The organism is Massilia agri, from assembly GCF_024753255.1.
Lineage (GTDB): Bacteria > Pseudomonadota > Gammaproteobacteria > Burkholderiales > Burkholderiaceae_D > Telluria > Telluria agri.
Genome location: NZ_JANUHA010000014.1, coordinates 25,094 through 42,956, shown reverse-complemented (window position 1 = coordinate 42,956; position 17,863 = coordinate 25,094). Strand labels below are relative to the sequence as shown.

General features: G+C 65.9%; 19 protein-coding genes. 13 read left to right on the top strand and 6 right to left on the bottom strand.

Annotated features, from left to right (window positions below; all coding sequences use genetic code 11):
* The first annotated feature begins 6 nt into the window (after nucleotides 1–6).
* Genes mshL through NX780_RS18135 form a run of 3 tightly spaced genes read left to right on the top strand, consistent with a single transcriptional unit; the run spans nucleotide 7 to nucleotide 3,720 of the window.
* The gene (gene mshL, locus NX780_RS18145) at nucleotides 7–1,782 is read left to right on the top strand and encodes a pilus (MSHA type) biogenesis protein MshL (RefSeq protein WP_258829284.1); all 1,776 of its coding nucleotides are present in this window, start codon (nucleotides 7–9) and stop codon (nucleotides 1,780–1,782) included.
* A 1-nt stretch (nucleotide 1,783) separates the two neighbouring features.
* On the top strand, nucleotides 1,784–2,674 hold the full coding sequence (locus tag NX780_RS18140) for an ExeA family protein (RefSeq protein WP_258829283.1): 891 nt from the start codon (nucleotides 1,784–1,786) through the stop codon (nucleotides 2,672–2,674).
* A complete protein-coding gene (locus NX780_RS18135; protein WP_258829282.1) occupies nucleotides 2,671–3,720 on the top strand; it encodes a tetratricopeptide repeat protein in 1,050 nt (349 codons plus the stop codon). Before NX780_RS18140 ends, NX780_RS18135 begins: the two co-directional genes overlap by 4 nt.
* Before the next feature lie 100 nt (nucleotides 3,721–3,820).
* Here the strand turns inward: NX780_RS18135 and NX780_RS18130 are convergent, their stop codons facing one another.
* Both NX780_RS18130 and NX780_RS18125 read right to left on the bottom strand, forming a co-directional pair.
* The gene (locus NX780_RS18130; RefSeq protein ID WP_258829281.1) at nucleotides 3,821–4,978 is read right to left on the bottom strand and encodes a pyridoxal phosphate-dependent aminotransferase; all 1,158 of its coding nucleotides are present in this window, start codon (nucleotides 4,976–4,978) and stop codon (nucleotides 3,821–3,823) included.
* A gap of 25 nt (nucleotides 4,979–5,003) precedes the next feature.
* Entirely contained in the window at nucleotides 5,004–5,471 is a 468-nt protein-coding gene (locus tag NX780_RS18125; RefSeq protein ID WP_258829280.1) for a putative toxin-antitoxin system toxin component, PIN family, read from the bottom strand.
* Between the two features lie 38 nt (nucleotides 5,472–5,509).
* Between NX780_RS18125 and yaaA the strand changes: the two genes are divergently transcribed.
* Nucleotides 5,510–6,280, top strand: a complete 771-nt coding sequence (yaaA, locus tag NX780_RS18120; RefSeq protein WP_258829279.1) for a peroxide stress protein YaaA — start codon at nucleotides 5,510–5,512, stop codon at nucleotides 6,278–6,280.
* Nucleotides 6,281–6,317: 37 nt separating this feature from the next.
* On the opposite strand, the gene NX780_RS18115 is transcribed toward yaaA, so the two are convergent.
* Complete coding sequence (locus NX780_RS18115; RefSeq protein ID WP_258829278.1) at nucleotides 6,318–7,157, bottom strand: outer membrane protein assembly factor BamD; 840 nt, start codon at nucleotides 7,155–7,157, stop codon at nucleotides 6,318–6,320.
* A 97-nt stretch (nucleotides 7,158–7,254) separates the two neighbouring features.
* On the opposite strand from NX780_RS18115, the gene NX780_RS18110 reads away from it, so the two are divergent.
* On the top strand, nucleotides 7,255–8,274 hold the full coding sequence (locus NX780_RS18110) for an RluA family pseudouridine synthase (RefSeq protein WP_258829277.1): 1,020 nt from the start codon (nucleotides 7,255–7,257) through the stop codon (nucleotides 8,272–8,274).
* Nucleotides 8,274–9,074 carry a peptidoglycan editing factor PgeF gene (pgeF, locus tag NX780_RS18105; RefSeq protein ID WP_258829377.1) on the top strand — a complete coding sequence of 267 codons (801 nt, stop codon included), beginning with the start codon at nucleotides 8,274–8,276 and terminating at the stop codon, nucleotides 9,072–9,074. Before NX780_RS18110 ends, pgeF begins: the two co-directional genes overlap by 1 nt.
* 25 nt (nucleotides 9,075–9,099) lie before the next feature.
* Here the strand turns inward: pgeF and NX780_RS18100 are convergent, their stop codons facing one another.
* Entirely contained in the window at nucleotides 9,100–9,315 is a 216-nt protein-coding gene (locus tag NX780_RS18100) for a hypothetical protein (RefSeq protein ID WP_258829276.1), read from the bottom strand.
* A 57-nt stretch (nucleotides 9,316–9,372) separates the two neighbouring features.
* Between NX780_RS18100 and phaC the strand changes: the two genes are divergently transcribed.
* From phaC to NX780_RS18080, 4 genes are all read left to right on the top strand, one after another.
* A complete protein-coding gene (gene phaC / locus NX780_RS18095) occupies nucleotides 9,373–11,115 on the top strand; it encodes a class I poly(R)-hydroxyalkanoic acid synthase (protein ID WP_258829275.1) in 1,743 nt (580 codons plus the stop codon).
* A gap of 345 nt (nucleotides 11,116–11,460) precedes the next feature.
* Complete coding sequence (gene phaR / locus NX780_RS18090; protein WP_258829274.1) at nucleotides 11,461–12,024, top strand: polyhydroxyalkanoate synthesis repressor PhaR; 564 nt, start codon at nucleotides 11,461–11,463, stop codon at nucleotides 12,022–12,024.
* 127 nt (nucleotides 12,025–12,151) lie between these two features.
* Entirely contained in the window at nucleotides 12,152–13,600 is a 1,449-nt protein-coding gene (rimO, locus tag NX780_RS18085; protein ID WP_258829273.1) for a 30S ribosomal protein S12 methylthiotransferase RimO, read from the top strand.
* Nucleotides 13,601–13,617: 17 nt separating this feature from the next.
* Nucleotides 13,618–14,784 carry a cystathionine beta-lyase gene (locus NX780_RS18080; protein ID WP_258829272.1) on the top strand — a complete coding sequence of 389 codons (1,167 nt, stop codon included), beginning with the start codon at nucleotides 13,618–13,620 and terminating at the stop codon, nucleotides 14,782–14,784.
* Here the strand turns inward: NX780_RS18080 and NX780_RS18075 are convergent, their stop codons facing one another.
* Both NX780_RS18075 and trxC read right to left on the bottom strand, forming a co-directional pair.
* A complete protein-coding gene (locus NX780_RS18075; protein ID WP_258829271.1) occupies nucleotides 14,785–15,144 on the bottom strand; it encodes a DUF4870 family protein in 360 nt (119 codons plus the stop codon).
* 115 nt (nucleotides 15,145–15,259) lie between these two features.
* The gene (gene trxC, locus NX780_RS18070) at nucleotides 15,260–15,697 is read right to left on the bottom strand and encodes a thioredoxin TrxC (RefSeq protein WP_258829270.1); all 438 of its coding nucleotides are present in this window, start codon (nucleotides 15,695–15,697) and stop codon (nucleotides 15,260–15,262) included.
* A gap of 109 nt (nucleotides 15,698–15,806) precedes the next feature.
* Between trxC and NX780_RS18065 the strand changes: the two genes are divergently transcribed.
* The 3 genes from NX780_RS18065 to NX780_RS18055 are packed head-to-tail and all read left to right on the top strand — an operon-like array spanning nucleotide 15,807 to nucleotide 17,801.
* Nucleotides 15,807–16,595 carry a DUF72 domain-containing protein gene (locus NX780_RS18065; protein ID WP_258829269.1) on the top strand — a complete coding sequence of 263 codons (789 nt, stop codon included), beginning with the start codon at nucleotides 15,807–15,809 and terminating at the stop codon, nucleotides 16,593–16,595.
* Nucleotides 16,589–17,371, top strand: coding sequence for a Mut7-C RNAse domain-containing protein (locus NX780_RS18060; protein ID WP_258829268.1), 783 nt, complete (start codon nucleotides 16,589–16,591; stop codon nucleotides 17,369–17,371). Before NX780_RS18065 ends, NX780_RS18060 begins: the two co-directional genes overlap by 7 nt.
* Complete coding sequence (locus tag NX780_RS18055) at nucleotides 17,364–17,801, top strand: hypothetical protein (protein WP_258829267.1); 438 nt, start codon at nucleotides 17,364–17,366, stop codon at nucleotides 17,799–17,801. Before NX780_RS18060 ends, NX780_RS18055 begins: the two co-directional genes overlap by 8 nt.
* Nucleotides 17,802–17,863 lie beyond the last annotated feature (62 nt).

Here is a 17,863-nt window from a genome sequence, read left to right as displayed (position 1 = left end):
ATGAAGATGAAAACCCTTTTCCTGACCCCGCTCGCCCTGGCCGCCGCCCTGATCCTGTCGGGCTGCCAGACGCCGAAGAACGACACTTATGACGCGATCGGCCGCGAGATGGCCAAGGCGAACAGCCAGCCCACCGCGACGCCGGCCGTGGACGACGCGGTCGCCAACGCGCTGCTGCCGCCGGCCAGCGCCCTGGCCACCCAGCTGCCCAAGGCGCGTCCGGCGCTGGAAGAGCGTTTCAACGTCTCGTTCAACAACGTCCCGGCCCAGCAGTTCTTCCGCTCGATCGTGGCCGGCACCCGCTACAACATGCTGGTGCACCCTGACGTCAGCGGCAGCATCAGCGCCAACCTGAAGGACGTGACCCTGCTCGAAACGCTGGAAGCGGTGAAGGAGATGTACGGCTACGATTACAAGATCGACGGCACCCGCATCACGATCCGCCCGCTGACCATGCAGACCCGGATGTTCCATGTGAACTACCTGGTCGCGCAACGCCGCGGCACCTCGAACCTGCGCGTCACCTCGACCTCGGTGGCGGACATGGGCAACAACGGGAATAACCCGAACAACCAGAACAACCAGAACGGTAGCAACAATACCGGCACCAGCGGGACGAACAACGGCAGCAACAATGGCGGTTCCAACCTGGTGCAGATGGAGCGCACCGACGTCAACACGACCTCGGTGAACGACTTCTGGGCCGACCTGAAGGCCGCGGTCGAGGCCATCGTCGGCTCGAAGGAGGGTGGCCGCAGCGTCGTGATCAGCCCGCAGTCGGGGGTGGTCGTGATCCGCGCCATGCCGGACGAGCTGCGCAACGTCGACATGTACCTGAAGGCGACCCAGCTCTCGGTCGACCGCCAGGTGATCCTGGAGGCGAAGATCCTCGAGGTCGAACTGAACGACAGCTTCCAGAGCGGCATCAACTGGGCCTCCTTCGCCTCCTTCCGCGGCTCGCATGCCAACCGCGTCTCGGGCGGCATGATCTCGCCGGGAGCGAACCTGGCGCCGCTGCCGTACGACGGCAGCCAGCCGGCCGTGATCAACAACGGCAAGGGCCTGGCCGCGAGCACCGGCTTCTCGCTGTCGCAGGCAGCGGAGGCGGCCGGCTCGCTGTTCGGCTTCGCCTTCCAGACCAATAACTTCGCAGCCCTGATCACCTTCCTGGAATCGCAGGGCACCGTGCACGTGCTCTCCTCGCCGCGTGTGGCGGCGATGAACAACCAGAAGGCCGTGCTCAAGATCGGCACCGACGAATTCTTCGTCACCGGCGTGACCACCAACATCAACAACACGACCACCGGCAACACGATCACGCCGAGCGTGACCCTGCAGCCTTTCTTCTCGGGCGTGGTGCTGGACGTGACCCCGCAGATCGACGACAAGGGCAACATCCTGCTGCACGTGCACCCCTCGGTCAGCCAGGTCACCACCGTCAACAAGGGCGTGAACCTCGGCACCGCCGGCACGCTGAACCTGCCGCTGGCCGCGTCAAGCACCTCGGAACTGGACAGCATCGTGCGCGGGCAGAATGGCCGCGTGGTCGCCATCGGCGGCCTGATGCGACAGGCCTCGACCGGCGACACCGACCAGCTGCCGGGCGCCGACAAGATCCCCGTGCTGGGCGCGCTGTTCCGCAACAAGAACCGCGTCAACCAGAAGCGCGAGCTGGTGGTTCTGATCAAGCCGACCATCGTCGAAGGCGCCAACGACTGGAGCCAGGACCTGCTCGACACCACGCGCCGCATCGACGAGCTGAATCCGAAGGGCCGGCAATAAGATGTACGCGGCACACTTCGGCCTGCGCGAGCTGCCCTTCGGGATCACGCCCGACACCAGCTTCTTCTTCGGCAGCCCGCGTTCGCAGGAGGCGCTGAACACGCTGCTGGTGGCGGCGCGCAGCGGCGAAGGCTTCATCAAGATCACGGGCGAAGTCGGTACCGGCAAGACCCTGCTGTGCCGCAAGTTCATGGCGACCCTGGGCGAAGGCTTCGTCACCGCCTACATCCCGAATCCCTACCTCGAGCCGCGCACGCTGATGCTGGCCCTGGCCGACGAACTCGAGATCGTGCTGGAGCGCGACGTCGACCAGCACCAGCTGCTCAAGGCGATCAACCTGCGCCTGCTCGAGCTGGCGGGGCAGGGCTTGCAGACCGTGCTGTGCCTGGACGAGGCGCAGGCGATTCCCGTGGAGAGCCTGGAGGCGCTGCGCCTGCTCACCAACCTCGAGACCGAGAAGCGCAAGCTCCTGCAGATCGTGCTGTTCGGCCAGCCGGAACTGAACCGCAAGCTCGAGCTCCAGCAGATCCGCCAGCTGGCCCAGCGCATCACCTTCCACTATCATCTCGGACCGCTGTCGCGCGACGACCTGGATTATTATGTGGCGCACCGCCTGCGCGTGGCCGGCTTTACCGGGGCCCGCCTGTTTTCGCGCGCCGCGATCCGCCGCCTGTACAAGGCCAGCGGCGGCGTGCCGCGCCTGGTGAACATCCTTGCGCACAAGGCGCTGATGCTGGCCTATGGCCAGGGCAGGCAACTGGTCGGCGCGGGGCATGTGGGCACCGCGGCGCTCGATACGGTCGGCGCCCGGCGCAGCTACTTGCCGGCGCTGGCCGTCGGTGGCCTGCTGGCCAGCGCAGTGGCCGGCATTGCATGGGCATTCGTACGATGAGCCTGATTAACAAGATGTTGCAAGACCTCGACGCGCGCGGCGGCCAGCCAGGCCTGGCTGCCGGCGCGCCGGAGATCAAGCCCGTGGCGCCTCCGGAGCAGACCTTCCCCTGGCTGCGCGTGGCGCTCGTCGCCGCCCTGGTGGCCGTGCTGGGCGGCTCGGGCTATATGGCCTGGCGCCTGAAGCAGAACAGCGTCGAGGCGCCAGCCGCGGAAGTGCCGCTCGACCTTTCGAAGGCGCCAGTCGCACAGGAAGTGCCGGTGCCGCCGGCGGCGCCCGCGCCTGTGGCGCCGGCCGTGGCCGAAGCGGCTCCCGAGCCGGAGAAAGCCGAGCCGGTAAAGGCAGAGCCCGGGCCGGCCGAACCCAGGGTGGCCGCAGCCGCGCCGAAACGTGAAGCGCCCGCCGCAAAGCGCGAGCCTGCGAAAGCCGTGCCGAAACCGGTGGCCGCGCCGAAGGCGGCGGCAGGCAAGGTAGAGACCACCACGCAGCGCGCCGAGAATGGCTACCGCCGCGCGATGGCCAGCCTGGAGGACGGCCGCGTGACCGAAGCCATTGGGCACCTGGAAGGCGCCCTGCGCGCCGACCCGCGCCACGAGGCATCGCGCCAGACCCTGGTCAGCCTGCTGATCGAGGCCAAGCGTCCGGAGGAGGCGATACGCCAGCTGGGCGCAGCGCTGGCGCTCGACCCGCGCCAGCCCGCCATGGCGATGCTGCTGGCGCGCCTGCAGCTGGAGCGCGGCAGCCCCGGTATCGATACCCTGATGCGCACCTTGCCCTATGCGGCCGGTAATGGCGAATACCACGCCTTCCTGGCCGGCGCCCTGCAACGGGAAGAGCGCCACCGCGAGGCGGTCGAGCAGTACCGGCAGGCGCTGCGCACTGCGCCGCAGAATGGGGTGTGGTGGATGGGGATGGCGATTTCGCTGCAGGCCGAGAAGCGCACGCCGGAAGCGGTGGTGGCTTACCAGAAGGCGCGGGACAGCGGCTCGCTGTCGCCGGAATTGCTGGGGTTCGTGGATCGCAAACTCAAGCAGTTCGCGCAGTAGGGTGTTCGGCTCCGCCGAACGCGCGTTCAAACAGTAGGTGAATAGTCATTCGCGACAATTCATTGTGTGATTGAACGCGCGGTCGGCAAAGCCGACCACCCTACAACTTCGACAGGGTCTCCAGCGCTTTCAGCAAGGTCTCGTCCTTCTTCGCGAAGCAGAAACGCACCACGCCCGATTCCGTCGGCATGCCGTAGAACGCCGACACCGGAATCGCCGCCACCTTTGCCTCGACGGTCAGCCACTTCGCAAATTCCGCTTCAGGCAAATCCGAGATGGCGCCGTAGCGCACGCACTGGAAGTAGGTGCCGTCCGCAGGCAGCAATTCGAAGCGCGAGCCGGCCAGGCCGGCGCGGAACAGGTCGCGCTTCTTCTGGTAGAAGGCGCTCAGGCCGAGGTAGGGCGCCGGGTCCGCCATATAGGCCGCGATGCCGTGCTGCATCGGCGTGTTCACGGTGAAGACGTTGTACTGGTGGACCTTGCGGAACTCGACCATCATGCTGGCCGGAGCGGCGATGTAGCCCACCTTCCAGCCGGTCACGTGGTAGGTCTTGCCGAAGCTCGAGATCACGAAAGCGCGCTCGGCCAGGACCGGGTGGCGCGAGACCGACTCGTGCCGCTGGCCGTCGAAGACCATGTGTTCGTAGACTTCGTCCGACAGGATCAGGATGTCCGTGCCCTCGACGATCGCGGCCAGCGCGGCCAGGTCGGCGGCGCGCAGGATCGAGCCGGTCGGGTTGTGCGGCGAGTTCACGATGATCATGCGGGTACGCGGCGTGACGGCCGCGGCGACCTTGTCCCAGGGGACGGTATAGCCGTCGCTGCCAATCTGCATCGCCACCGGCACCACCACGCCGCCGCCCAGGGCGATCGCCGGCGCATAGCAGTCGTAGGCCGGTTCGATGACGATCACCTCGTCGCCCGGATGCACGCTGCACAGGATCGCCGTCTGGATCGCCTGCGAGGCGCCGCTGGTCACGGTGATCTCGGCATTGGCGTCGTAATTGCGGCCGTAGAGCTCGGCGATCTTGGCGGCAATCGCCGCGCGCAGGGCCGGCACGCCCGTCATGAAGGGATACTGGTTGTGGCCGGCGCGCATGGCCTCGTCGACCAGTTCGATGAGCCTTGGGTCGCAGGCGAAATCGGGGAAGCCCTGGCCAAGATTGACGGCCTGCTGTTCGGCCGCGAGCTGGGACATCTCGGTGAAGATGGTGGTGCCCACGAGCGGCAGGCGGGTGCGCAAAACGGGAGTAGTCATGGTGGCAAACGAGAAGACGATGGACTTATTCTAGCGTGGCTCGGGTGAGTCCACCTGCATGCGCCTTGAGCCAGGCCTCCGGCACCATGATCTTGAACAGCCCTTCGCGCACCGTGCGGCGGCCCAGCTTGAGCAGGGCCTTGTCCTTGGTGATCAGCACGGAGGCGCCGGCGTCGCGCGCGATCTCGAGGAATTTCTGGTCGTCGCGGTCGGTGCACACCGGCAGGCGCACGTGCTTCGCGTCGGGCGCGACCACGTGGAGGAGGGCGTCGAAGCGGGCGATGGCCTCCAGGCGGCCGGCTTCGTCGAGCGGCAGGTGCGGGTAGCGCAGCACCGCCAGGTATTCGTCGCGGCAGTCGGCGCGGGTCACGGCCCTGACGGCCCCCGATTCCAGCGCGGTCACAAGTTCTGCCCAGCGCGGGTCGTGGAAGACGAACAGGTCGAGGCAGACATTGGTGTCGATGACGATGGGTGTGGCTGAAACGGGTATCATGTAGGAAATTCTTTTAGTCTAGTAACGCTGTTTATCCGATGCTGATTGTCCTGTCGCCTGCAAAATCCCTCGATCTCGAATCCCCCAGTCCCACCAAGCTGCACACCATCCCGGAATTCATCCCGCGCGCCGCCGAACTCATCGACGTCCTGCGCGGCTATTCGCCGGCCGGCATCGCCGAGCTGATGGACCTGTCCGACAAGCTGGCTGTGCTGAACGTCTCGCGCTATGCGCACTGGAGCGAAGACCACTCGGAAGCGCGCCAGGCCGTCATGTCCTTCGACGGCGACGTCTACGGCGGCCTGGACGCGCGCACGCTCGGCAAGCCGGCGATCGACTACGCCCAGCGCCACGTGCGCATCCTGTCGGGCCTGTACGGCCTGCTGCGCCCGCTCGACCGCATGCATCCCTACCGCCTGGAGATGGGCACGCGCCTGAAGAACCCGCATGGCGCCAACCTGTATGCCTTCTGGGGAGACAGCGTGACCGCGGCCCTGAACCGCCAGGCCGCCGACACCGGGGCAACTGCCCTGGTCAACCTCGCGTCGGAAGAGTACTTCAAGTCGGTGAAGCCGAAGCTGCTCGACGTGCCGGTCATTAACCCGGCGTTCGAGGACTGGAAGAATGGCAAGTACAAGATCATCTCGTTCTTCGCCAAACGCGCCCGTGGCCTGATGGCGCGCTACGCCGCCGAACACGCGATCACGAAGCCCGAGCAACTGAAAGACTTCGACGTGGACGGCTACGCTTTCGACAAAGCAGCCTCCAGCGAGCGCGACTGGGTGTTCCGCCGCCGCGTGGAGGCGTGAGGCGAAGGGCGGCGCACCGGGTGCGCCGCCTGGCGTCTTACTGCAGCGCGTCCTTGGGCGAGGGCTTCGCCGTACCCTTGGACCAGAACTTCCACCACGGTGCATCGCCGCTGGCGTTCGGGTTCAGGAAGCGGCTGTCCGGATAGTTCAGGGTGAACACGCGCTGGGTATCGTCGCGCAGCACCGGCATGCCGAGCTTGTCGTAGCAGCGCATCATGATGAACAGCGCTTCTTCGCGGGCCGGAGCGGTGCTGTAGTCCTGCACGGCGGCCTGGGCGCGGTTCAGCGCGGCCAGGTAGGCGCCGCGGCGATAGTAATAATTTGCCACGTGCACTTCGTACTGGGCCATTGCATTGACCAGGTAGTTAAGGCGTGCGATCGCGTCCGGGGTGTACTTGCTGTTCGGAAATTTATCGACCAGGACCTTGAAGGCGGCGAAGGCTTCGCGCGTGGCTTTCGGGTCGCGCTCGGTCGGGTCCTGTTCGTAGATGAAGCTCAGGAAGCCGATCTGGTCGTTGAAGTTGACCAGGCCGCGCAGGTAATACATATAGTCGACCTGTGGGTGGTTCGGGTGCAGCTTGATGAAGCGCTCGACCGCCGCCAGCGCCTCGGCCTGGTCCTGCGATTTGTAGTGAGCGTACGCAATTTCCATCTGCGCTTGCGCGGCATAGGTGCCGAAGGGATAGTTCGACTCCAGCTTTTCGAACAGCTTGATGGCCGCTTCGTAGTGGCCGCCATTCATTTCATCGCGCGCCTCAGCGTATAATTTCTCGGCTGACCAGTTTTTGGTCTCGTCGCCTTTTTCCGGCAGCATGCTGCAAGCGGACAGGCAGGCGAGGGCGCAAGCGGCGACCAACACAGACAATTTTTTTTGCATAGCTCTTTGCAAGAAAGTTTTACCTAGATTCAACGAACGGCTGATTATAGCCGATGGGACTCACGTGATTTTAACTCCTGCGCCGAATTCGGCGGAAATGCCTTTTGACCCTGAACTCGACGACGAGTTTGAAAGCGGGGTCGACCTTACCGCCGGCCCGGACCTGTCGCCGATTACGCTGCACCTGGCGCCCGAGGCCTGCGGCCAGCGCCTCGACAAGGTGGTCGCCGGCATGGTGCCGCAATTCTCGCGCGCCCGCCTGCAGCTCTGGTTCGAGGGCGGCTTCGTCAAGGTCGACGGCAAGCCCGCCAAGGGCAAGGCGACTGCCTACGGCGACGAAACCGTCGTCATCGAGCCCCAGGCCGCGCCCGAGGACACCGCCTTCGCACCGGAAGCGATGGCGCTGGACATCGTCTACGAGGACGAGGAAATCCTCGTCATCAACAAGCCGGCCGGCCTGGTCGTGCATCCCGGCGCGGGCAACTGGTCGGGCACCCTTCTCAACGGCCTGCTGCACCATTGCCCGCAACTGGTGGGCGTGCCGCGCGCCGGCATCGTGCACCGTCTCGACAAGGATACCAGCGGCCTGATGGTGGTCGGCAAGACCCTGGCGGCCCAGACCGACCTGGTGCGCCAGTTGCAGGCGCGCACCGTCAAGCGCGAGTACTTCGCGCTGGTCTGGGGCACCCCGCATGCGCGCGGCACCGTCGATTCGCCGATGGGCCGCCACCCGAAGGACCGGGTCAAGATGGCCGTTTCCTCGAGCCCCTTCGCCAAGCCGGCGATCACCCATTACAAGCGCGTGGCGACCGGCACGCTGGATCGCCGCCCCGTGTCGCTGGTGCGCTGCAGCCTGGAAACCGGCCGCACCCACCAGATCCGCGTCCACATGCAGCACCTCGGCTTCGCCCTGGTCGGCGATTCGGTCTACGGCAAGCAGCACCTGACCCCGGTCTTCCACCGCCAGGCCCTGCAGGCGCGCCGCCTCGGCCTGGTGCACCCGGGCACGGGAGAAAACTGTGAGTGGACCGTGCCGCTGGCCGAGGACTTCGCGCAGCTGATCGCCCAGGCCGGCATCGAGGAGCCGGGCGACGACGTGGACGGCGACGAGGAATGATGGAGCCGCAGTTGCCCCGTGCCGCGCTGGTGTGGCCGGACTGGCCCGACCTGCCGGCGAACGTCGGCGCGCTGGCGACCAGCCGCGATGGGGGCGTCAGCCAGGGCCCCTACGATGACGGCAAGGGCGGCGGTGGGCTGAACCTCGGCCTGCATTGCGGCGACGACGCCACCGCCGTGCAGGCCAACCGGGCGCGCCTGCAGGACTACCTGCCGGGCCGGCCGGCCTGGATTGCGCAGGTGCACGGCGCCGACGTCGTCGACGCCGCCACCGTCGGTCCGGACCAGCCGGTGCGCACGGGCGACGCCAGCATCGCAACAAGGGCCGGCATCGTGTGCGCCATCCTGACGGCCGACTGCCTGCCGGTGCTGTTCGCCGACCTGGACGGCAAGGTGGTGGGCGCCGCCCACGCCGGCTGGCGCGGACTGGCGGGTGGCGTGCTGGGCCAGACCGTGAAGGCCATGCGCGCGGCCGGCGCCGGCGAGATCACGGCCTGGATGGGCCCGGCGATCGGTCCGGCGGCGTTCGTGGTCGGGCCTGAGGTGCGCGAGGCGTTTCTTGCCGCGCTGCCGGGCCCGGCGACGGAGGATGCCTTCGTCCGTAAGGATACGCAGGAATCCGGGTTACCGATGAAGTACCTGGCGAATATGTTCACGCTGGCCAGGCTGATGCTGGCGCGCGACGGTGTCGCCCGGGTGCACGGAGGCGGGCAGTGCACGGCCACGGCGCCGCAACGGTTTTATTCCTACCGCCGCGACCATGTCACGGGCCGCCAGGCAAGTCTGATCTGGATCAAATAAGCAGGGTGGCGAGCGGCGACAATGCTCAGTTGCCGCCCGGGCCGCTCCCCTGTTCGGCGGCCTCGCGTCGCGCCAGCGCCTCGCGGCGCGCGCGGCGCCGTTTGCCCCCGGTGAGGTACAAAAGGATGGATAATGGCACGGCGCAATAGAACAGGAACGTCATCAGGCCGTGCACGACCGTCGGTTCAGTCGCCGCCATCAGGACGACGACGTAAATCCATGCAACGGCGACGATCCACATGAGCATTCTCCTGAAGCTGAGCTGTAAAACCCTCGATTCTAAACAAGGGACGACGACATGAACATGCCTGACCCGCAAGCCTTCGCCACCTCCTGGATGAACCAGTTCACCGATCCGAGCGTGTGGCAGGGATGGATGACGATGCCGACCATGACGCCGCCGGGCGCGGGCAGCAACCCGCTGGCAGGTGTCCTGAAGGATTTCGGCGCCGGCATCGCACCAGGCAAGCTGGAGAGTATCCGCGACGACTACCTCAGGAAGGCGGGCCAGCTCTGGCAGGATTTCATCAGCGGCAAGTCGCCGGAGCTCCACGACAAGCGCTTCTCGAGCTCGGAATGGCGCGAGCACCCGATGTCCGCCTTCTCGGCCGCTTCCTACCTCCTGAACTCCGAGTTCATGCTGGCCCTGGCCGAAGCGGTCGAGGCCGGCCCGCGCGAAAAGCAGAAGATCCGCTTCGCCGTGCAGCAGATGGTCGACGCGATGTCGCCTGCCAACTTTTTCGCCACCAATCCGGAAGCGCAAAAGAAGCTCCTCGAGACCAAGGGCGAGAGCCTCACCAAGGGCCTGGCCAACATGCTGGCCGACATCCAGAAGGGCCGCATCTCGCAGTCCGACGAGTCGGCCTTCGAGGTGGGCCGCAATGTCGGCACCACGCCGGGCAAGGTCGTGTTTGAGAACGAGCTGTTCCAGCTGATCCAGTACACCCCAGGCACGGCGACCGTGAAGGCGGTGCCGCTCCTGATGATCCCGCCTTGCATCAACAAGTTCTACATCCTCGACCTGCAGCCGGAAAATTCCCTGGTGCGCTATGTGGTGGAGCAGGGCAATACCGTCTTCATGGTTTCCTGGCGCAATCCGGACCGCTCGCTGGGCAATACCAGCTGGGACGACTACGTGGAGACGGGCGCCATCAAGGCGATCGAGGTGGTGCGCGAGATCAGCGGCCAGGACAAGACCCATGTGTTCGGCTTCTGCGTCGGCGGCACCATCGCCGCGACCGCGCTGGCGGTGCTTGCCGCGCGCGGGCAGCAGCCGGCCGCCAGCCTGTCCCTGCTCACCACGCTGCTGGACTTCAGCGATACCGGCGTGCTGGAGGTGTTCGTGGACGAAGCCCAGGTGGCCCTGCGCGAACAGACCCTGGGCAGCGGCGGCCTGATGCCGGGCCGCGACCTGGCCACGACCTTCTCGGCCCTGCGTCCGAATGACCTGGTGTGGAACTATGTCCAGCAGAACTACCTGAAGGGCAAGGAGCCGCCGGCCTTCGACCTGCTGTACTGGAACGCCGACAGCACCAACCTGCCGGGCCCGATGTTCTGCTGGTACCTGCGCAACACTTACCTGGAGAACAAGCTCAAGGTGCCGGGTGCGCTTACCGTCTGCGGCGTGCCGGTCGACCTGGGGAAAATCGACGCCCCGGTCTTCCTCTACGGCTCGAAGGAAGACCACATCGTGCCCTGGGAAGCCGCTTTTGCGTCGATGAGCCTGCTCAACCCGAAGAACCCCAAGGCGAACCGCTACGTGCTGGGCGCCTCGGGCCATATCGCGGGCGTGATCAACCCGGCCTCGAAGAACAAGCGCAGCTACTGGGTCAACGACAAGGGTGGCAAGCACCGTCCGAAGACGGCCGAGGCTTGGTTTGCCGGTGCGACCGAGAACAAGGGTAGCTGGTGGCCGGAGTGGGCGAAGTTCCTGGCGGAGAATGGCGGGGCCGATGTGCCCGCACCGACGGCGTTCGGGACCGAAAAATACCAGCCGACCGAGGATGCGCCTGGCCGCTACGTCAAAGCCCGAGCAGATTGATCCGTAGGGTGGACGGGGGAATCTAGTCCAGTGGACCGGATTCCGGTCCGCGCGTTCAATCAGTGCGAGCGCAGTGGCCGATCGTCCGGGAGCTGAACGCGCGGACGGCAGAGCCGTCCACCCTACAAAAGCACGTCCGATTTGACGATAGCAAAATCATCACGGAAGTTTGTAGTCTAATAATTGCTGCACCTGCGCGCCCATCGTGGTAAGGTGTGGTGCTGTCCGTCCCGTCGGGCAATATTCCTGCTTGGCGGAACGGCCTCATAGGCCGGTTTTTTTGGTAACCAATCAAGAAAAATAGCGCGCGGCGCACCGCCGCAGCGCACAACGATGAGACAAGAGATGAGTAGTGCGAAAAAGAACGCCGAACGCCTGATCAAGAAGTACCCGAACCGCCGTCTGTATGACACCCAGACCAGTTCCTACATCACCCTGACCGACGTGAAGCAGCTGGTGCTCGACGCCGACGAGTTCACCGTCGTCGACGCCAAGAGCAATGAAGACCTGACCCGCAGCATCCTGCTCCAGATCATCCTGGAAGAGGAGGCCAATGGCGTCCCGATGTTCTCCAGCTCGGTGCTGGCCCAGATCATCCGCTACTATGGCCACGCCATGCAGGGCATGATGGGTTCCTACCTGGAAAAGAATGTCCAGGCCTTTACCGATATCCAGAACAAGTTCACCAGCAATGCCGCCGGCGCCCTCGAAGGCAAGCCTTTCAGCCCGGAGATGTGGACCCAGTTCATGAACGTCCAGGGTCCGATGATGCAAGGCATGATGAACAACTACATCGACCAGTCGAAGAACCTGTTCCTGCAGATGCAGGAGCAGATGCAGAACCAGAGCAAAGCCATGTTCGGCGCCTTTCCCTTCCCGGGCATGACTCCGCCGACCGATAAGAAGTAAGCAACATAGTCGTCATTTGACGACACCTGCCGGCCCCTTCCGGGGCTGGCGACGCCTCCCCCAGGTTCCACCGGCATGCCTCATTCGGGTACAATCGCGGATTGCCCAGATTCCTTGTCGTCCGCCCATGACCGAACTTCGCCGTATTCCCGCTTCCGCCAACACTGCAGCCGCACCCGCAGCAGCCGCGCCCGAGCTCGTCATCCCGAGTCCGGCGCCAGGCATCGCCGCGCCCAAGGTCGGCTTCGTGTCGCTCGGCTGCCCGAAGGCCCTGGTCGACTCCGAGCAGATCCTGACCCAGCTGCGCGCGGAAGGCTACCAGACCGCCAAGTCCTATGACGGCGCGGACCTCGTGATCGTCAACACCTGCGGCTTCATCGACGCCGCGGTGCAGGAGTCGCTCGACGCGATCGGCGAGGCGCTGGCCGAGAACGGCAAAGTGATCGTCACCGGCTGCCTGGGCGCCAAGAAGGACGCCGACGGCCAGGACATCATCACCAAGGTGCACCCGAAGGTGCTGGCCGTGACCGGCCCGCACGCCGTGACCGAGGTGATGGAGTCGGTCCACATCCACCTGCCGAAGCCGCACGATCCTTTCGTCGACCTGGTGCCGGACCATGGCGTCAAGCTGACGCCGAAGCACTACGCCTACCTGAAGATCTCGGAAGGCTGCAACCACCGCTGCAGCTTCTGCATCATCCCCTCGATGCGCGGCGACCTGGTCTCGCGCCCGATCCACGAAGTGCTGCAGGAAGCGGAGAACCTGTTCAAGGCCGGCGTCAAGGAACTGCTCATCATTTCGCAGGACACCAGCGCCTACGGCGTGGACGTCAAGTTCCGCACCGGCTTCTGGAACGGCCGCCCGGTCAAGACCCACATGACCCAGCTCACCGAGGAACTCGGCAAGATGGCGCGCCAGTACGACGCCTGGGTGCGCATGCACTACGTCTACCCGTATCCGCACGTCGACCAGGTCATCCCCCTGATGGGCGACGGCCATGTGCTGCCTTACCTCGACATCCCGATGCAGCACGCGCATCCGGATGTGCTCAAGCGCATGAAGCGTCCGGCCAGCGGCGAGAAGAACCTCGACCGCATCCTGGCCTGGCGCAAGATGAACCCGGACCTGACCATCCGCTCGACCTTCATTGCCGGCTTCCCGGGCGAGACGGAGGAGGAATTCGAGTACCTGCTGGACTTCCTGCGCGAGGCGCAGATCGACCGCCTGGGCTGCTTCGCCTATTCGCCGGTGGAAGGCGCGACCGCCAACCTGCTGGACAATCCGGTTCCGGAAGAAGTGCGCGAAGAGCGCCGCGCGCGCGTCATGCTGCTGCAGGAAGAGATTTCGCTCAAGCGCATGCAGGCCAAGGTCGGCAAGACCATGCGCGTGATCGTCGACGAGGTCGGCGCCAGAGAAGCCATCGGCCGTACCGCGGCCGACGCGCCCGAGATCGACGGCGTGGTCCACATCAAGCGCGCCCTGGTCCCGGGCAAGGCCAAGCCGGCCGTGGGCCAGTTCATCGATGTGGTGATCACCAAGGCCGACGCCCACGACCTGTGGGCCACCGTAGCGTAAGAAGCGAGTAGAACAGCATGACGAAGACCGCCCAGACCTCCCTGATCCACAGCGACTACGAGGCACCTAGCGGCTTCGACGCCTTCCCGCCCGCCGTCCACCGCGCCTCGACAGTCCTGTTCGAGAACGTGGCCGCGATGAGATCAAGCCAGTGGAAGGACAAGAGCGCCTACACCTACGGCCTGCACGGCACCCCGACCACCTTTACCCTCGAAGCGCGCCTGGCCGCCATCGAGGGCGGCGAGCACTGCCTGCTGGCGCCTTCGGGACTGTCGGCGATCGCGATGATCAACTTCGCCTTCCTCAAGAGCGGCGACGACGTGCTGCTGCCGGAGAACGTCTACAACCCGAACCGCGAGCTGGGGCGCTGGCTGTCGCAGGACTTCGGCGTCAGTGCGCGTTTCTATGACCCGATGATCGGTGGCGGCATCGCCGACCTGATCCAGCCGAACACGAAGCTGGTCTGGACCGAGGCGCCGGGTTCGGTGTCGATGGAAGTGCCGGACCTCCCGGCGATCTGTCGTGCGGTGAAAGAGAAGGGCGTGCCGGTCGCGCTGGATAACACCTGGTCGGCCGGCCTGGCCCTGCGCGGCTTCGACGTCGGCGCCGACATCGTCATGCATGCGCTGACCAAGTACCAGTCGGGTGGGGCGGATCTGCTGATGGGCGCGGTGATCACCCGCGACACGGCGGTCAACGAGCGCCTCGCCCAGGCCCATATGCGCCTGGGCCTGGGCGTGGGCGCAGACGACGCCTACCTGGTGATGCGTAGCCTGCCGACCATGAAGCTGCGCTTCGAGGCCCACGACGCGGGCGCGCGCAAGCTGGCAAGCTGGCTGAAGGCACGGCCGGAAATCGCGAAGGTGCTGCATCCGGCGTTCGAGGATTGCCCGGGCCACGCCAACTGGAAGCGCGACTTCAAGGGCGCCGGCGGCCTGTTCTCGGTGCTGTTCGACCCGCGCTACAGCGAAGCGCAGGTCGACGCCTTCGTGGATGCCCTGACGCTGTTCGGCATCGGCTACAGCTGGGGCGGCCCGAACAGCCTGGTGATGCCTTACCGCATCCGGGCCATCCGCGACCGCTGGCTTGATGCGGGCGTGCTGGTGCGCTTCAATGTGGGCCTGGAAGACGTCGGCGACCTGATCGCCGACATCGAGCAGGCCCTGGCGCAGCTGCCCGCCTGATTACGGCATCGCGCGGTTGCTGTTCAGGTCGACGAAGCCGCGGATGATGCGGTAAGCGGCCCACAGCCAGGCGACGCCCCAGACGACCACGGCGAGCGGGATGCCGATGATGGTGGCGGCCAGCACCCAGGCGACGATCGACCACACGAGATACCACCAGAACGAGCGGATCATCCAGCTGTGGTGCGAATAGACGATGGTGCCCTGGGTCTCCGGACGCTTCACGTAGTTCACGATCAGCACCAGGATCGACAGCAAACCAGCGGAAAACAGGAAGGTCAGCGCGTGGGCGACGTAGAGGATCCGCGCGAACTGCTTTGCATCTTCGGTTCCGCGATCCATTACCAGGTCTTGCGACATCAGTATTCTCCTCAGGGGAAGCCGGAAACGCCCGGCTGGCGATGCATTGTAGCAGCCGATGCTGCCACTTTGCTAACATGAGGTCCCTTGCCGGTTTTTCAAGACCGCCTTGCATTTACCTGAGCTGCGACTCCACCCAGGCGACCAGGCGGCCGGCGTCCATGGCCCCGGCCTGGCGCGCGACTTCGCGTCCGCCGCGGAACAGGGCCAGGGTCGGGATGCTGCGGATGCCATACTGCGCCGACAGGTCCTGGCTACGCTCGGTGTCCACCTTCAGCAGGCGCACGGACGGCTCCAGGCGCTGCGCGGCCTGGGCGAAGTGGGGCGCCATCATCTTGCAGGGGCCGCACCATTCGGCCCAGAAGTCGACCAGCACCGGGATGTCGTTGCGCGACACGTGTTTCGCGAAGCGGGCGCTGTCGACATCCAGGGGACGGCCGGCGAACAAGGCCTGGGCGCATTTGCCGCAGACGGGCGCATCGGCCAGGCGTTCCCGCGACAGGCGGTTGACGGCATCGCATTGTGGACAGACGACGTGGATGGGGTCGCTCATCGGCTTCTCCTCGAATCAAGAAAACATGCCCACATTGTAAGCGACCTGCCATGCGCCGCCGGGGCGAGCCATTCCGTAGAATCAGGGCATTGCCATTTTTGCCATGTCGATGACCAAACAAGCCAAGACACCAGGCCGGCTCCTGGTCGGCTGCGCCGGCTGGAGTGTACCGAAGGCCGACGCCGCATCCTTTCCCGTCGAGGGCAGCCATCTCGAACGCTACGCCGCCACCTTTCCGGCGGTGGAAATCAACTCGTCCTTCTATCGTCCACACCGGCCGGCGACCTATGCGAAGTGGGCCGATTCGGTGCCCGGGGATTTTCGCTTTTCCGTGAAGGTGCCGCGCGCCATCACCCACGATGCGCGCATGGAGAACGTCGAGCAGCAGCTGGTGCAGTTCGCCCACGAGGCGGGCGAGCTGGGCGAGAAGCTCGGCTGCCTGCTGGTCCAGCTGCCGCCGAAGTTCGGCTTCGTCGACGAGCCGGCGCGGCTGTTCTTCCGCCAGCTCCACGACATATTCGGCCGCACGATCGCCTTCGAGGCGCGCCACCCCAGCTGGTTTTCCGAGGCAGCCACCGAGTTGCTGATGGACAGCCGCGTCGTGCGCGTGATCGCGGACCCGGCCGCCGGCCAACCGGGGCCGCACGTGCCGACCAGCATCGACACGCTCTACGTGCGCCTGCACGGCACGCCGCGCATCTACTACTCGCGCTATACCCCCGCGTACGTGGAATCGGTGCGGCGCGAGCTGGCGCGCCAGACGGCGCTCGGCAAGACCTGCTGGTGCATCTTCGATAACACGGCCGCCTTCGAGGCGGTCCCGAATGCACTGGAGTTGATGCACGGACAGTATGCGCAGCCGGTGATCGAGGCTGCCATACTATCCCCACCATGGTGACCGCCACCTTTCGCTTCTACGACCAGCTGAACGACTTCCTGCCGCGCGAGCGCCGCGGGCGCGCGTTCACGACGCCATGCGCGCGCGAAGCGACCGCCAAGCACATGGTCGAGGCGCTGGGCGTGCCGCACACCGAGGTCGAGCTGTTGCTGGTCAACGGCGAGTCGAGCGGCTTCGACCGCCTGCTGGCGGATGGGGACCGGGTCGCCGTCTACCCGGCTTTCGGGGAGCTCGACGTGCACACCCTGCAGCGCCTGCGCAGCTGGCCGGCCGAACGCCTGCGCTTCGTGGCCGACGCCCACCTCGGCGGCCTGGCGCGGCTGCTGCGCATGGCGGGCTTCGACACCCTGTACGACAACGGCTACCACGACGCGGACATCGAGCGCATCGCGCGCGAAGAGGGGCGGGTCCTCCTGACCCGCGACCGCGAGCTGCTCAAGCGCCGCACTGTCGAGCTCGGATGCTACCTTCATGCGCTCGACCCGCCCGAGCAATTGCGTGAGCTGTTCTCGCGCCTGCGCCTTGCCGGCGAGGTACGCGCGTTCACGCTCTGCCTGCACTGCAACCTGCCACTGCGCCCGGTCGACAAGGGAGAGGTGCTGGAGCAGCTGCCGCCGCGCGTGCGCGAGAGCCACGCCGAATTCACGACCTGCGATGCCTGCCGGCGCGTGTACTGGAAGGGTTCCCACTACGCGCGCATGCACGACCTGCTCGAGGGCGTAACGGCGCGCGCGGCTGATGTAGAATTGCCGCCGACCCCCCAACTGGATGCCTGACAGCGTGACCGAGCCCGTTTCGCCGTTTCCATTCCCTATCCGCACCGAGTGCCCGCCCGGCGCCTGTGTCTGCGACCGCGACCGCGTCATGAGCGACCCGCAGGCCGACCACCGGCCACTGGCCCTGACGCGGCTGCAGGAGCAGAAGCTGCTCGAGCGCATCGAGCGCATCGAGAGCTATGCCGACCTGCAGCACGTGCAGACGCTGGTGCGCAAGAACCTCGGCGCCGAGTTGCGCATCGAACCGGGACCGAACGAGGTGCGCACCGTGCGCGGCATCATCGTGGTGCTCGAAGAGAAACCGGGTCTGTGCAAGAAGGCGCGGCAGTCGGTGCCCGCCGCGGTGCGCCGGCGCCTGGGCGAGCGGCCCGACATCGCCTGGGCACTGCTGGACGCGCACGACCTGTTCGGGTCGGCTCAGAATTTCTGACTTCGACCCTGGCCTGGCCGAACGGCAGGTGCACGCGTTTGCCTTGGCTCTTATACAATGAT

What these genes read in the sequence shown, in the direction of transcription:
- NX780_RS18065 (WP_258829269.1), top strand. Translation starts at nt 15,807, where the DNA reads ATGACCAAACAAGCCAAGACACCAGGCCGGCTCCTGGTCGGCTGCGCC.
- pgeF (WP_258829377.1), top strand. Translation starts at nt 8,274, where the DNA reads ATGGAGCCGCAGTTGCCCCGTGCCGCGCTGGTGTGGCCGGACTGGCCC.
- NX780_RS18075 (WP_258829271.1), bottom strand. Translation starts at nt 15,144, where the DNA reads ATGTCGCAAGACCTGGTAATGGATCGCGGAACCGAAGATGCAAAGCAG.
- NX780_RS18060 (WP_258829268.1), top strand. Translation starts at nt 16,589, where the DNA reads ATGGTGACCGCCACCTTTCGCTTCTACGACCAGCTGAACGACTTCCTG.
- rimO (WP_258829273.1), top strand. Translation starts at nt 12,152, where the DNA reads ATGACCGAACTTCGCCGTATTCCCGCTTCCGCCAACACTGCAGCCGCA.
- NX780_RS18125 (WP_258829280.1), bottom strand. Translation starts at nt 5,471, where the DNA reads ATGATACCCGTTTCAGCCACACCCATCGTCATCGACACCAATGTCTGC.
- NX780_RS18100 (WP_258829276.1), bottom strand. Translation starts at nt 9,315, where the DNA reads ATGTGGATCGTCGCCGTTGCATGGATTTACGTCGTCGTCCTGATGGCG.
- NX780_RS18140 (WP_258829283.1), top strand. Translation starts at nt 1,784, where the DNA reads ATGTACGCGGCACACTTCGGCCTGCGCGAGCTGCCCTTCGGGATCACG.
- NX780_RS18055 (WP_258829267.1), top strand. Translation starts at nt 17,364, where the DNA reads ATGCCTGACAGCGTGACCGAGCCCGTTTCGCCGTTTCCATTCCCTATC.
- yaaA (WP_258829279.1), top strand. Translation starts at nt 5,510, where the DNA reads ATGCTGATTGTCCTGTCGCCTGCAAAATCCCTCGATCTCGAATCCCCC.
- mshL (WP_258829284.1), top strand. Translation starts at nt 7, where the DNA reads ATGAAAACCCTTTTCCTGACCCCGCTCGCCCTGGCCGCCGCCCTGATC.
- trxC (WP_258829270.1), bottom strand. Translation starts at nt 15,697, where the DNA reads ATGAGCGACCCCATCCACGTCGTCTGTCCACAATGCGATGCCGTCAAC.
- NX780_RS18130 (WP_258829281.1), bottom strand. Translation starts at nt 4,978, where the DNA reads ATGACTACTCCCGTTTTGCGCACCCGCCTGCCGCTCGTGGGCACCACC.
- NX780_RS18080 (WP_258829272.1), top strand. Translation starts at nt 13,618, where the DNA reads ATGACGAAGACCGCCCAGACCTCCCTGATCCACAGCGACTACGAGGCA.
- NX780_RS18115 (WP_258829278.1), bottom strand. Translation starts at nt 7,157, where the DNA reads ATGCAAAAAAAATTGTCTGTGTTGGTCGCCGCTTGCGCCCTCGCCTGC.
- phaC (WP_258829275.1), top strand. Translation starts at nt 9,373, where the DNA reads ATGAACATGCCTGACCCGCAAGCCTTCGCCACCTCCTGGATGAACCAG.
- NX780_RS18110 (WP_258829277.1), top strand. Translation starts at nt 7,255, where the DNA reads ATGCCTTTTGACCCTGAACTCGACGACGAGTTTGAAAGCGGGGTCGAC.
- phaR (WP_258829274.1), top strand. Translation starts at nt 11,461, where the DNA reads ATGAGTAGTGCGAAAAAGAACGCCGAACGCCTGATCAAGAAGTACCCG.
- NX780_RS18135 (WP_258829282.1), top strand. Translation starts at nt 2,671, where the DNA reads ATGAGCCTGATTAACAAGATGTTGCAAGACCTCGACGCGCGCGGCGGC.